The sequence below is a fragment of the Shewanella sp. ISTPL2 genome (genome assembly GCF_013283205.1).
Classification (GTDB): domain Bacteria; phylum Pseudomonadota; class Gammaproteobacteria; order Enterobacterales; family Shewanellaceae; genus Shewanella; species Shewanella oncorhynchi.
This window is the reverse complement of sequence record NZ_JAAPAV010000001.1, coordinates 4,780,750-4,794,553: the sequence shown is the minus strand read 5'-3', so window position 1 is coordinate 4,794,553 and position 13,804 is coordinate 4,780,750. Positions and strand designations below refer to the sequence as shown.

Annotated in this window: 12 protein-coding genes; 8 read left to right on the top strand and 4 right to left on the bottom strand. The window is 47.1% G+C overall.

Going from position 1 to position 13,804, the window contains the following annotated elements; translation table 11 throughout:
* Positions 1-37: 37 nt before the first annotated feature.
* The 6 genes from HUB64_RS21395 to HUB64_RS21370 are packed head-to-tail and all read left to right on the top strand — an operon-like array spanning position 38 to position 7,197.
* A complete protein-coding gene (locus tag HUB64_RS21395) occupies positions 38-679 on the top strand; it encodes a nickel transporter (protein WP_105250717.1) in 642 nt (213 codons plus the stop codon).
* A gap of 26 nt (positions 680-705) precedes the next feature.
* Complete coding sequence (locus HUB64_RS21390; protein WP_173497824.1) at positions 706-1,755, top strand: efflux RND transporter periplasmic adaptor subunit; 1,050 nt, start codon at positions 706-708, stop codon at positions 1,753-1,755.
* Between the two features lie 4 nt (positions 1,756-1,759).
* Positions 1,760-4,927, top strand: a complete 3,168-nt coding sequence (locus HUB64_RS21385; RefSeq protein ID WP_173497823.1) for an efflux RND transporter permease subunit — start codon at positions 1,760-1,762, stop codon at positions 4,925-4,927.
* A complete protein-coding gene (locus HUB64_RS21380; protein ID WP_105250720.1) occupies positions 4,920-5,288 on the top strand; it encodes a hypothetical protein in 369 nt (122 codons plus the stop codon). Before HUB64_RS21385 ends, HUB64_RS21380 begins: the two co-directional genes overlap by 8 nt.
* Positions 5,285-6,874 carry a PepSY domain-containing protein gene (locus HUB64_RS21375; RefSeq protein ID WP_173497822.1) on the top strand — a complete coding sequence of 530 codons (1,590 nt, stop codon included), beginning with the start codon at positions 5,285-5,287 and terminating at the stop codon, positions 6,872-6,874. The genes HUB64_RS21380 and HUB64_RS21375 overlap by 4 nt, the downstream gene beginning before the upstream one ends.
* A complete protein-coding gene (locus HUB64_RS21370) occupies positions 6,871-7,197 on the top strand; it encodes a DUF3325 domain-containing protein (RefSeq protein WP_173497821.1) in 327 nt (108 codons plus the stop codon). The genes HUB64_RS21375 and HUB64_RS21370 overlap by 4 nt, the downstream gene beginning before the upstream one ends.
* Positions 7,198-7,584: 387 nt before the next feature.
* On the opposite strand, the gene HUB64_RS21365 is transcribed toward HUB64_RS21370, so the two are convergent.
* Positions 7,585-9,108 carry a P-loop NTPase fold protein gene (locus HUB64_RS21365; RefSeq protein WP_173497820.1) on the bottom strand — a complete coding sequence of 508 codons (1,524 nt, stop codon included), beginning with the start codon at positions 9,106-9,108 and terminating at the stop codon, positions 7,585-7,587.
* Positions 9,109-9,324: 216 nt separating this feature from the next.
* The gene (locus HUB64_RS21360) at positions 9,325-10,857 is read right to left on the bottom strand and encodes a DUF3612 domain-containing protein (RefSeq protein ID WP_173497819.1); all 1,533 of its coding nucleotides are present in this window, start codon (positions 10,855-10,857) and stop codon (positions 9,325-9,327) included.
* Positions 10,858-11,112: 255 nt separating this feature from the next.
* Here HUB64_RS21360 and HUB64_RS21355 point away from each other — a divergent pair, with 255 nt between their 5' ends.
* Both HUB64_RS21355 and HUB64_RS21350 read left to right on the top strand, forming a co-directional pair.
* Positions 11,113-11,676 carry a malate synthase gene (locus tag HUB64_RS21355; RefSeq protein ID WP_011845404.1) on the top strand — a complete coding sequence of 188 codons (564 nt, stop codon included), beginning with the start codon at positions 11,113-11,115 and terminating at the stop codon, positions 11,674-11,676.
* Between the two features lie 286 nt (positions 11,677-11,962).
* Positions 11,963-12,913 (top strand): YeiH family protein, encoded by a 951-nt coding sequence (locus HUB64_RS21350; protein ID WP_106648891.1) that lies wholly within the window; start codon positions 11,963-11,965, stop codon positions 12,911-12,913.
* Between the two features lie 23 nt (positions 12,914-12,936).
* On the opposite strand, the gene HUB64_RS21345 is transcribed toward HUB64_RS21350, so the two are convergent.
* Positions 12,937-13,083 (bottom strand): hypothetical protein, encoded by a 147-nt coding sequence (locus tag HUB64_RS21345; protein ID WP_173496095.1) that lies wholly within the window; start codon positions 13,081-13,083, stop codon positions 12,937-12,939.
* A gap of 113 nt (positions 13,084-13,196) precedes the next feature.
* A complete protein-coding gene (locus HUB64_RS21340; RefSeq protein WP_173497818.1) occupies positions 13,197-13,742 on the bottom strand; it encodes a LuxR C-terminal-related transcriptional regulator in 546 nt (181 codons plus the stop codon).
* Positions 13,743-13,804: the final 62 nt, after the last annotated feature.

The window sequence follows — 13,804 nt, the reverse complement described above, 5'->3', positions numbered from 1 at the left end:
CATAGCCCTAACCCGAAATAACATTAAGGATAATCAAATGAAACAAGCACTTGTAATACTCACTTTACTCGGCGGTATCGCTTTTTCGGCTCAAGCACATGAAGTATGGCTTGAGCGTAATAACGATGGTTCGGTTAAAGTGCAATTTGGCGAACCGGGTTCAGAGCAAGCTTCGGCAGAAGAGTTAGCATCGTTAAGCGCGGCGCGTATTTTCGCCGCCAATGCCAAGACACCGTTAACCGCCACAGCGCAGGCCGATCATCTACTGGTCAAAACCCAAGATAGCAAGAGTGACATCAGTTTCTATGCCGATACCGCGTGGCAACCATGGAAAACTGAGACCGGATTGCAGGCCGCAATACTCTATGCCCGCACGGGACAAGAACACACAAAAGCGCTGCAAGATTTTGAATTTACGCCAGTAAAGTCAGGCGTTCCCGAGTTTGTGCTTAGCTATAAAGGCGCACCACTGGTGAATCATCCAGTACAAGTTTATCGCCCCGGTTTTTGGAGTAAATCTTTCACCACCGATGCCCAAGGTAAATTCGCCCTCGATACCCCAGATGCGGGCCGCTACTTACTCGTCAGTAATCACACTACAGAAGGTAAACAAACACTCGCAGGCAACGAGGTTGATAGCGTTTTACACATCACCACCACGAGTTTTATCACTCAGTAATAATCTTATAGTGAGATGGAGTTAACGTGCGTTATTTAATGATAGGTTTATACATGCTGTGTTCTGCAGTACACGCAAGCACAGCACCTGTAACAGTCGCCTTGCCCCAAACAGGCAGTACCAATGAACTTTTGCCACTCAGTGGCTCCATTAAATCCGCACGGGTAGCCCGCTTATCGGCACGTACCGATGGCCTAGTCGCCAAAGTACTGGTCGATGCGGGCTCTAACGTTACCGCTGGCCAGCCTTTGCTCGCACTCGATGACACCTTAGCCGTACATCAATTAGCACAGCGTCAAGCCGGTGTAATGGCCGCTAAGACCATGCTGCTAGAAAAACAGCGACTCCTCACCGAAGCGCAAACACTCAGTTCTCAGCAATTATTCCCCGAAACTGAGCGCGCGATTCGTCAAGCGGCGTTAACCGAAGCCGAAGCTAATCTGCAGAGTTTAACGGCAGCATTAGCACACCAAAAAGAGGTGGTCGCCCGCCACCAACTGATCGCGCCGTTTGCGGGAGTGATTTCAAGCAAACAAACTGAAACCGGTGAGTGGGTTAATGTTGGCACTGAAATCTTCACCTTAGTATCCCAAGAACAGCTCTGGCTCGATATTCAAGTCCCACAGGAAATGTTCCAAAATATAGCCACTGCAACTCAAGTCGATATTGCTGCAGATATGATGCCTGAACAGCAGTTTATCGGCCATGTGAATGCACTCGTCCCCGTGAGCGACCACAATGCTCGCAGCTTCTTGGTGCGCTTAACCATTCCTGATGCGAGTGGACTTTTGATGCCCGGCACATCGGCCACTGCGACCTTCCACTTACAGCGGGCGCAACACAGTGTTGTCGTGCCGCAAGATGCGCTAGTCCGTCACCCCGACGGCCAGTTCAGTGTCTTTACCGTGCAAAACAACATAGCCCAACGGCATACCGTTCAAGTGGGCCATACGAGCGCCATCGGGATTGAAATCCTTAGCCCATTACCCAAAGATGCGCCCGTAGTGATCCGAGGTAACGAGAGCCTACAAGACCAACAGCCAGTCTCTGTACTCAACTCTGCTGTAGGAGGTTAGTGGGATGCTGAAGTTTGGAATTAAACATGGCACCTTACTGTCTGTCATAGTCCTGATATTTTGCGTATTGGGCACGGCTGTAGCACTGCGTATCCCAATCCAAATGATCCCCGACTTAGATGTGCGCACCATCAGCGTGGCCACAGGTTGGCCGGGAGCGACACCGCAAGACGTCGAAAAAGAAATTCTACTTGAGCAGGAACGCTACCTGCGCACCCTGCCCAACTTACAACGCATGACATCTTGGGCAGATACGGGTTCGGCATGGATCGAACTCGAATTCCCCCAAAGCACTGAGATAAGCGATGCGCTTATTCGTGTTAGCAATGCGCTCAGTCAAGTGTCGTCCTACCCTGAAAACGTCGATCAACCAAGGCTTTACAGCAGTTCATATTCAGACAACGCTTTCATGTATTTCCGCCTGGTGCCTGTCGCGGGGAACCCGCTGAATCTAGACATAGACATGATGCGCGATTTTGCTAACGACTTTATTCGCCCACAAATGGAGCGCGTCAAAGGCGTTTCCTCCGTCACTATTCAAGGCGGCGCTGAACGGCAAATTCAAATACGGCTCGATCCCGCCAAACTCGCCCAACGTGGCATCAGCATTATGGACGTGCGCCAAGCCATTCGAGATCGCAACAAGGACACTTCTGCGGGCGATATCGACAGTGGTAAAAAACGTTATTTACTGCGGGTAATTGGCCGTTTTGAGGATTTAAATCAACTTAAGCAACTGATTTTAAAACGCCAAGGTAATACGAATATTCTGCTGCAAGACGTTGCCGAGATAAAACTCGACCACGCCGAGATCCGTGAACTGTCCTTTGCCGAACAAGAACGCACCCTCAGCTTAGCGGTCAAACGGGATGTCGGTTCTAACGTTATCGCCATCAAAGATGCCATGATGCCCGTGATAGCGCAGATCAATCAAAATCAACTCGCCCAGCACGCCATGCAGTTAGAGTTATTCAGTGATGATGTGCGCTATGTGCAAGATTCAGTTGAAAATGTGTGGGTGAATTTAGGTCTAGGTGCCTTACTGGCAACCTTGGTCATGTACCTCTTCTTGCGCTCGAATCGAGCCACCCTGATTGGTGTTATCGGTATTCCGCTGTGTACCTTAGCCGCCTTCGTCGGGCTGCTGGTGTTTGATCGCACCATTAATGTCATTTCATTGGCGGGTGTTGCCTTTGCCATAGGCATGACGGTCGATAACAGCATTGTGGTGCTCGAAAGCATTGAACAAGCGCGCAGACGCGGATTAGATCGTCTCGAAGCAGCCATAAGTGGTATCTACGATGTGTGGCCTGCGGTACTGGCCTCGACGCTCACCACAGTACTAGTGTTTGTACCCATTCTATTTATCAAACAAGAAGCGGGACAACTGTACTCGGATATCGCGATTGCCATCGCTTCATCCATTATCGCTTCTATGCTGGTCGCGGTGTTCATCGTACCCGCAGCTATTGCCCGTTTTGGTTTCGGTAAGATGCACTCGGCGCAGACAAACCAAAGTGAGCCCCCCAAAGCATCACGCATATTGAGCTTAGTCAGCCAACTTGTACTGTCGGCAAGACGCCGCGCCTTTGTGATTGTGCTGTCACTAATCTCGACGATTGGGCTTGCTGCTTGGCTGATGCCCCCGGCCGAATATTTACCCGAAGGTGAAGAACCAAAAGCCTTTACTTCTATGGTCGCGCCGCCGGGTTACAACCTATCGGAAATGGCTAAAATTGCAGAAGAATTAACGACTCAGCTATCCGCAAGAGTCAATGCCGAGGCGGCATCCTTTGAACGTGGTGAGCAAAAGATCCCGCCGCTAAAATACTATACCCTCAGCGTGGGTGTCGGCAGTATTTGGGTGATGAGCGAACCCATTCGCAGCCAAGATATGGATGCCATGATGAGCTCACTCACCGCCTTGTTTGAGCAATATCCTGGCATGCGCGCCTATTCATCGCGGGGGTCGATTATTTCCAGCAACGATGGTGGCACCCGCGCTGTCGCCTTGGACATTTCTGGCCCAAATCAAGCCAGCCTCTATCGTGCAGCCGAAGCGGCGTATCAAGCGGCGGAAAAAGTATTTGCCGAGCCGCAGCTGTATTCAGACCCATCGACCTTATCGCTAGACCAACCGCTGTGGCAGATTTCCCCTCGCTGGCAACGTCTTGTAGAACAAGATTTTAGCGGCAGCGAGTTTGGCTATGCGGTTTCGGCACTGAGCGATGGCGCCTATGTCGACGAGTTTTTCCTCAATGATAACAAGGTGGATATCTTTCTATTTAGTCTGGCAGGCAATCAACAGAGTTTGTCGCAATTAGCGCTCGCTCCGATAGTCACGCCTAAGGGCAATGTACTGCCACTGCAAGCCTTGGCCGACATTAGCGAGCAGATGGATAGCGACAGTTTACGCCGCGTCGATGGCCGCAGAACCGTGACTCTTTACATTATTCCGCCGCGTTCCATTGCGTTAGAAACCGCTGTGGCTAAGGTGCGGGAAGAATTAGTCCCCATCCTCTATCAACAGGGTGCTGTCGGCAAAGATGTCAGTTTGGATATTTCGGGCGCAGCCGATCAGCTCGAAGCGACGAAAGCGGCACTCTCCAGCAATTTTCTGGTCGCCGTGTTGATCATCTACTTGTTATTAGTCGCGATTTTTAATCACTGGGGTTATCCGTTATTTGTGCTGATCACTATCCCGCTAGGACTTGCTGGCGGTTTAGTCGGCTTACAAGCGCTTAATTATACTGGCAGCTTATTTGCGTATTTTGGCGGCCAAGGTTGGCACCAACCCTTTGATATGATTACTATGCTTGGATTTTTAATCCTACTCGGCACTGTCGTTAACAACCCGATTTTGATCGTGGAACAGAGCCGTAAAAACCTGCAATCGGGTCAGTTTGGTGTCGTTGAAGCCGTCAAATCTGCCGTCGCCAGTCGATTACGACCAATTCTAATGTCTACCGCGACGACCTTGTTTGGCTTATTGCCGCTGGTGTTATTCCCCGGTGCTGGCAGCGAACTCTACCGCGGCGTTGGCATAGTGGTGCTGGCAGGTCTTATCGTGGCAACGCTACTCAGCTTAACCTTTTTACCCGCCCTGTTAATCTCTGTGCTATCCCGCACCCACAAGACAAATTCAGCAGAAGTGGCACACCATCATGACTGAAAAAACCAACATGACTCCGCCGTTAACACAAAGACTGATGCGCTGGAAAACGTCAGCCATCTGGAGCGATAGCCTGCACATAGGTAATCGCTGTCTCGCAGCAACCTTTGGTGGCTATTTGTTAAGTGCAGTCGCGACTATTTTGCTCGCGCAAATCCTGCCGTTATCTCAGGTTGATCGGGTGTTAACCGCCATGATGCTGTCATTTACTGTGTACACCTGCGCCGTGATTTGGGTGTTCAGCGTTAAATCAACATGGCGATACTGGCTGGATTTATTCGCGCTCAGCGGTCTGCTGTATTTAGCTTACCTAGCCGCTAAAGCGTTTGATGCTACAAGTGCTCAAGGGAGTGGATTATGAAAGACTCCTTTTTTCGTTCAATGACTTGGCTGCACACTTGGGTTGGATTACTCACCTGCTGGGTGTTGTTTCTGGTTTTTTTCGCCGGAACAGCGGCCTATTACCGTGCTGAAATCAACCTGTGGATGCAACCCGAAAACCACGGCAGCCAATATGATGCCAATGCGGATAATCAACAATTGATACTCAAGGGCCTCACGTCCTTGGCACAACAAGCGCCTGACGCTGAGTCATGGTGGATTTACTTACCCACACAACGGGTGCCATTACTGACCTATGCATGGAGCGATCCCGCCGCTGAAGGCCAGCGATTTGGTGATTATCATCAAGGCTTTATTAACCCTGCGACAGGTGAAGCCTTACCTAAAGCACGGGAAAGCCGAGGGGGCGACTTTCTCTATCGACTGCATTTCGACTTGTACTACATGAGTGTGCTCACGGCGCGTTGGATTGTCGGCTTTTGCACTATGTTCATGCTGGTCGCCATCATCAGCGGGATAGTGATCCACAAACGTATTTTTAAGGATTTTTTTAGTTTTCGCCCCGGAAAAGGCCCGCGCTCTTGGTTAGATGCCCATGTCGCCAGCTCAGTTCTCGCATTACCCTTTCATCTTATGATCACTTACACCGGCCTAGTGACCCTGATGTTTATGTATATGCCATGGGGACTTAACACGCAATATGGTGATGAAACTCAAGCCTTTTATTCGCAATGGAAACCCATTTACCAAACTCCCGCCGCCACTGGCACACCAGCCACTATGCTCGATAGTCAGAGTTTACTCAGTGCGATTCACAGTGTCGTGGGTGAGTCGCCACTTGAAGGCTTGCAGTTTGATAATCTCAACGACAGCAATGCCAGCGTAACAGTCAAAATCGCCCCTGAGCACAGCTTAAATCAGCAAGCGCCTTGGTATCACTTGTCTACTGTGACAGGTGCTGTGTTGGCGCAGTCGGCTGTGACTTCGGGAGCGAATCAAACCCAAAGTGTCATGATAGCCCTGCACAGTGGTCGCTTTGCAGGCCAAGGCCTACGTTTACTGTATTTACTGGCGGGATTAACAGGCTGCGTGATGATCGCCAGCGGCGCAATTATGTGGGCCGATAAACTGGCACAAAAGCAGCTTAAAAAAGATAAGAATCATAGCGGGCTCACGCTAGTGAACATGTTGAATCTCGCCACCTTTGCTGGCCTGCCCATTGCGCTAGCCTGTTATTTTTATGCCAATCGACTCTTACCCGTCACCTTTGCAGATAGAGAGAACTGGGAAATCCATTGTTTCTTTATCAGTTGGGCGTTAGTCGCACTGCTCGCTTGTTTCAAACGAGATAAACAAACATGGCAACGACTTTTTTTACTCACAGCCTTACTTTATGGCCTGCTACCCCTGCTCAATGCCATGACTTCGCAGTATCAGCTGATAAGCAATCTACAGCGCCAAGCCTATGTTCTCGCAGGATTTGACCTTATGATGCTCGTGCTTGCAGTGCTGTTTTACATGGCAGCGAAACACTTGCGTAGCCCTAAAAAAGTGCTGGTTACACGGGTAACCAAAGCGACGACAGAATTAGGAGTTGAATCATGACAGCCACAGGCGAATTGTTAACCTGTTTTATCGCCATGGGGCTGTTGGCCTTATCTTATTTTAGCCACCACCGCGCCGTGCGTAACCGCCCGTTAACCGATGCACAGGCACGCGGATTTCGCACCGCTGGTACTGCAACGCTCGTCCTGTGCTATTGGCTTGCCTGTCGTCATTACGGCCCAGCGTACGCCAGCGTATTACTGCTCGGCTGGGTATGTTTGAGTTCGATAATTCTAGTGATTTTACTCAGTTACAAACCACGCTGGTTACAGCCCATATTACCCGCCAGCACCGTAGTGTGTTTGCTCGGATTGTTGTATTAACCAATGATTTTAAAAACAAAATTACGTCAACCATGAGCGAGACTGATTGATAGAAAATCATAGAGGAGGGATTGTGAGATGAGTTCTTTTTAAAACGATAAACACATGAGTGACGACATAACTAATGATTAAGCACTCTCATTCCAGTGACTCGCCGTGAATATATCCCTATAGGCTCGACGGCGGCATCTGATGTAGAAGGACCTACGAATGTCGCGATCACATGGATGTGAAAGAGCGACCATACCGCCAACGGTCACTTACACGCGAGTGCTTAATCTCGTTAATCTCTGTGTATTTTTGAAGCTTACTATTGTTACATTAATACCAAAATTTCATAAATGGATAGCTCTAAAATGACTAAGGAGTATAGATAAGCGCTTCTTTCTATTCATCAAAAGACACTGCTAACTCTACCCAGTTTTTATAATCCGTTTTACTTGCAGAGAGATTTAATAATTGCTCTTGACGGTAACAATCTATTTTATCAAAGTAAGATATACTTTTTTCATGTTTTTCATCTAAATGCTTTATATACATACTCTTATCTCTAGGTATCCAATTCGAGCACATTTTATTCATTTCAGCCAGCAATCCATTTAATCCTAAATTAAAAGAAAGGCCACGTGGTGATGTAACTAATTTAGGTAAAAAGCCTTCTTCACGATTATAAAAACAAATAGGCATATCATCTATGAAATATCCAATACTTGATATTGAAAGAGAAAAATCATGGTCTTTATCATTTGCTTCAACCCATTCACTATAAAGAGAAAAATGCTTATCCCTCAAGACAAATAAAGTCAGCAATAAATAAGGGGTAAATGTCTTGGGTGTATTGCTTAAAACAGCTATAAATTTATCCGTTAACTGTTCAGTTTCCCTTAGAGAAAGCCTAAATCTATCCGCTACAGTAGAAACCACGTTAGTAAAGTCATCTAATTCAGCTAGACTAGGTACGTATTCCTTCCATTTCGGATTGTAAGTTACCTTGCTTTCTGCAATACGGCTTACAAACTCATAGCGGGAAAGCTCTGTTAACGAGTAACGCCGCCGGAAAAATCTGCCTAAATAGGTTTGAGCATCAAAGCCCTCACCATAAACAGCTTTCACTGCATGCTGTAATTGCTCCGTATCAGTCGCAACAACAAAGGCAATATTATCGAGCTCAAAAAAGTGCTTCACGACTTCTAACATCTCTACTGCGTAACTTGGACGACAGCGATCTAATTCATCGATGAATATAAAAGCTGGTGCTTTTAAAGTACCCTTTTTATGTGCAATTACCGCAGTAATTAATTCTTTAATTTCAGATCGTAAATATTCAACCGACTTCAGTTTATCGTTGTGATCTTTCACTAAGCATTGTGCAATGGCCGCGCCTGACTCACCGAAAATATCCGATGAACCTTTGCCATCACTTTTATGCTCAGGCGATATTTTATCTTCGTCTTCGATTGAAACATCATCGAGATTCAAACCAGTTGCCTTTTTCACCAATCCTTTGAGTAAAGCAGGTGCAGCGGCCTTGATAAAACGAGCAGATTTCTTGGCAATATTTAACACAGCTTTATTGTCAGGTGGCAGTTGCTCACTTAAAGCGTTTATCAAAGATGAAATCACCGTAAGCATTGGGTCGTCTGAATAGTCCTGCTTCCAAGCATCAATATAAACGACAGGGTGACTCTCTTTAATGCTCTCTATCCAGCGGTTAATGAAATAGGTTTTACCCGATCCCCACTTAGCGTTTAGGTTTAATACATAACCACCATCGATGGCATTACTTGCCAAATAGTTGTGCAAAAATGAAGCGTATCTTGCTCTATTTAATGTGTCTTTTGGAAATAATTCTGTTCCATCAGTGCATAAAATAGGCTTCTGCCAGTTAAACTCTACAATATCATCAGACATAAAATCCCTTTTTATTAATCAGTTACTCATACTTCAGAATAAAGTCGTTATTTTGTTTAACTATCAACTAAATGAGCGATACAGACAAACACAGGAGTCCACAGAGTTAAGCACTCTCATGGAAGTGACCGTTGGCGGCATGGATGCCGCCGTCGAGCCCTCAGGGACGAGTTTACGGCGAGTCACTGGAGTAACATCAATCCCATCTGCGATACTTTATTCAGTACCATCACACTGTGACTTACCTGCTTGATAGCAACTTGGTTGACGTGGGCATACGGCGCCGCGGGAGCAAATAAGGCGGGCGTCGTTTTTAATCCCGCGTTCTATCCAGTTGATATTGAGGATTTTTGCGACGCTCACCAGATCGCTTTTAATGTGTTTGGGAATAGTGACTGAACCGCCGCTGGCGACACAGGCATTCTTCAAATCGTGGGCGATAGACAGGGCATCTTTACCTTGGGCTTCAATCGCTGGATTCAAATCGATACCAGCGCAGAGCACATGCGGGTTGCCCGCAGAATCTTCGACTTTAATCGACTCACAGCAGTAAATGCGGGGTTCGTTGCCGACGTTTAAAATCGAAATCTGTGCCGAAGTACCGACCGTCGGCTCACTGATCATCCTAAAGACGGCCCAATGCTGACAAGGGTCTTCCACTAACCGCATATTGCCCCAAGGCAGTGGAATACCGTTACCACGATAAACGGCTTTGAGTTTGCCTGGTGCGTAAGCGTCGAAATAATGCCAATGAGGATAAGGAGATACCACTGTCATGCGCCGCATGGCGACTGAGGCTGACACTTGCAGTTGCTTGTGTACTTCAATCTCATAACCGTGGCGGTCGAGTAATTGGCGATAAGGCACTTTAGGACACAGCAGCGCACCGGCGAAGAAGCTCGATTCAAAATCGCGCCATGCATGCAAGATATCCTGCGCGTTCAAGGTATTGGACTGCATACCCGCCTCTTCATCCACTTCTAATTTGCGGCCTGAGATCATCACACTCTTGAGGCCGTCCTTGTTGTGCAACACGCAATGACCTATGTGCACGGCTAAATCATATTTGAGTCTGTTGGGGCGATTTTTGAGGATTTTATTTACATAAATCGTGCTCGGCGGCTCAATAAATGAGGTGACCAACTGACGCGAACTCACGCCCATTTCATCGATAACTTCCTGCGGCGTACTGTCTATCCACTTGATTTTTAATCCCATTCCCTTAGCGATATCCAGCATATCGTCCAGAGATAAGGGCATACGTTTGAGGCCGACTTCTTCGGCGGCACGTTCAAGATCAGGGAAATGATTTTGATGATGTTCTTGATGGGCGCGGATCAATAAATGGGCAAACTGCCGACCTGAGATCCCTGTTTGCGACAGCATCTCAGGTATCGCTATTTGTAAAATATCATTGGAAAACAAAAAGCTGGGTTCGAGCGCCATACCGCTTATGCCGCCACGTCGGCCCTTGTCTGGCGTAATGGCGTTTTCTTCAGGCACATCGTCTAAGAACCATTCGGCGTCTTTTTGAAAAACCGCGGCGATCACTGCCAGCATTCCTGCACTCGGCACACGCTTGCCACGTTCGATCATCGACAAATATGACACAGAGGGCGCACTTCCCGCGTCGACTCGAATGCATCGTGCCGACAAATCTTCCATCGTTAAATTATTACGTTTCCGTAGGTTACGTATTTTTGTGCCTAGGAAATGTGATTTTCTCATCAAGCTCTGGTCATTGCGCATTTTGTAAAATTCACAGTGTAAAATTTTTATTGTGAAATTGTAGTCAAAAAAAGACTAGACTACAAATCAAGCAATCAAGGAAAGGCTAATGCGAACAAGCTAAGCCATTCCAGTACAAGAAATGCTTAACCACTCCCACTAAAAGTGGCTAAGCACTCAAAGCGGACAAACCAAATTGAAGACAAACTTTGATAAGCCAAAAGTTAAATCAAAACCCTGAATTTTTTTAAATTGAAAGAGTGAGAGGAACAAGCGATGAATATGTCAATTATCAAGAGCAACCAGATCCAACCGAATCTAAACAGCCTCATCGCAGAAGAAGTGCTAGCCGTGGCCCAAGTGAATGTCGCCGAGCACGAGAAGATCGCTAATGCGAAACAATTCCTCGACCGCCTCTTTCCACTTAACTCTGGTTCACACCAAGATGTGAGCAGCTATGTGGTTTACTATCAACACCTGTTGGCCTTTTTTGCCGACGGCAGCCACAGTGGTTTACGTCAGCCAAAACAGTTTGTGGCCTTTAACGGCACTAAAGATGCGCCTTGCGCCATAGTGTTACAGGACCTAGGTTGCCACGTTGAACTCAGTTTCGACCGCAGTGGCATGATAGGTGCGAGAGACGTTGCCAATCTGGAAGATATCCAAATCGGAACGTCATTAAACATGGTAGTCGGAACACCAGAGTCACGTTCTGCCGCATCGCGCCATTGGCTCAGCCTATTACATGCGGGAATGTCCAGCGCCAACGACACCCAAGATAAGTTGTTTACCGCAAAGGATGGCAGCGATTACAACTTGAAAAGTATCGTAAATTTATAATTTCACTCTTTATAATCTAGCCATTTACAATTTCGCCAAGGAGATGAACTGAGCTCAGTTCATCTTCTTCAATTTATCCTCCTGCTTTGCACAATCCTCTGATAGTCAATAAAACTGACTGACTAGATAAGTTTAATTGATTTTATTGAGGCTCATACACACAGTTATAATGCCCTCTTGCATCTGTCTCCATGATCAATCCAATTGATCGCCATTTTGTATCCGTCGCTTAATGTGAAGATCTGTGGTTGGAACGATAAACCGAATCGCTCGAGCCTAAGGCGTTATGAATTCTTCATCGACATCACAGCAAGATAATAAGACTCATCGCATCGTTTTCATCTGTGCGGGTTTGTTATGCCTCGCGCCTTTTATCTCATCGCCTATGGCGCTAGTGCTCGGTTTTACCTTAGCCAGCCTTGGTTGGGTGCCAGTGCAATGGAATATCGCTGCACTTACCAAAAAACTCCTGTCTTATTCGATCATTGGCTTAGGGTTTGGGATTAACTTAAACGCGGCGATCGAGGCGAGCACCCACAACTTCGGCCTGATTGTTGGCTCAATCTTTTTCACCCTCAGCTTAGGGTTTGTGCTCACCCGCGCCCTGAAATTTGATCATGTCACGGGCCACTTAATCGCCTCTGGTACCGCTATTTGCGGTGGCAGCGCCATTGCCGCAGTCGCTCCGGCCATCAATGCGCGTAACGATCAAACCGCCACTGCGTTAGCCTGCGTATTTGTGCTCAATTCAGTCGCGCTATTTTTATTCCCTGCACTCGGCCACTTGCTCAATATGAGCCAATACGATTTTGGCGTGTGGAGTGCCATCGCCATCCACGATACTTCGTCGGTTGTCGGCGCGGCTTCGGCCTACGGCGATGAAGCCTTAAAAACCGCAACCACTATAAAACTCGCCCGCGCCCTGTGGATTATCCCGATCGCATTGGTCAGCGCTATGTTGTTTGGTGGCGATAAGCGCAAGCTTAACCTGCCGTATTTTATCGGTTTTTATTGTTTAGCCATTGCCGTGGCCCATTGGTTGCCACAATTCCACGCTGTTTATGACACCTTATTTATGGTGTCGAAACGGGCATTAGTCCTGTGTTTGTTTTTGATTGGTGCAGGAATTACAGTGCAGAAAATGCGGGCGAGTGGCCCCAAACCTTTGTTGCTTGGGGTGATGCTGTGGGCAGCGATTGGTATCACGTCTTTAGTGTATATTCTTTATTTTCAATAGCTAAGATTTAACTCAAAACCAATCTACTCTGCCGTCAGCTTCATTCGCCAAGCCCAGTAGAGAACACCAACAAAGGCGGAGAATTCGATAAGTGAGCGCACGAGTCCTGTGGTTTGCGTCGAAGCGACCAAGGCAATCAGGCAAAACACGATAATCAACCAGTTTTTCAATTGCATCTTCCTGCAAACTTAGGGGATGCTCATTATTGTTTAGAACTAAAAACTCAGCAAATATCGATTTTCAATAACAAATAGCTATAACAGCTAAGCCAATCCTGCGTTGATTAAGCCGCCTTAGGGCTTGATGCTGCTTCATTCGCAGCAAGATCTTGATTATGTTCTTGAATAAAATCTTCCATAAACCAAGCGCAAAAAGTATGGCGTCCATCGACTGCCGCTTTACTGTAAATGGTCGATGCCTGTTGTCTGACGGTTTTTTCTTTAGTCTGGCGCACTTCGGCAATTTCTTTAAAGCTTAAGCCCTTAAGTAATAAAAATGCCACTTGCTGCTCACTCTTAGTAAAGCCCCAAGTCTCGAATTGCTGCGACACCGCTTGGCTATATTCTTGTCTGGCAGAGCGCATTTGCGTCGACATATTGTCGATTTTTTTATCCGCATGCTCCAACCGTTTAGCCAACGCTTTCACTTCGCGGGAGCGACGAATAAGGTCATAACTTAAGTACATGGCACCAATCACAGTGAGCACTAATAACATGGCTTCCTGCACAATATGCCATTGGGGAATGCCCAATTGAATGTCGGAAGTGATGTCAAAAAGCTTAAAGCATATGATCAAGGCCAACAGACCAATAATGACAAGATCCTTCATCGAAAAACTCCTAAATAAAAGCAAAATCAACCCATTAATTTATGGGACATATGTACCATAGA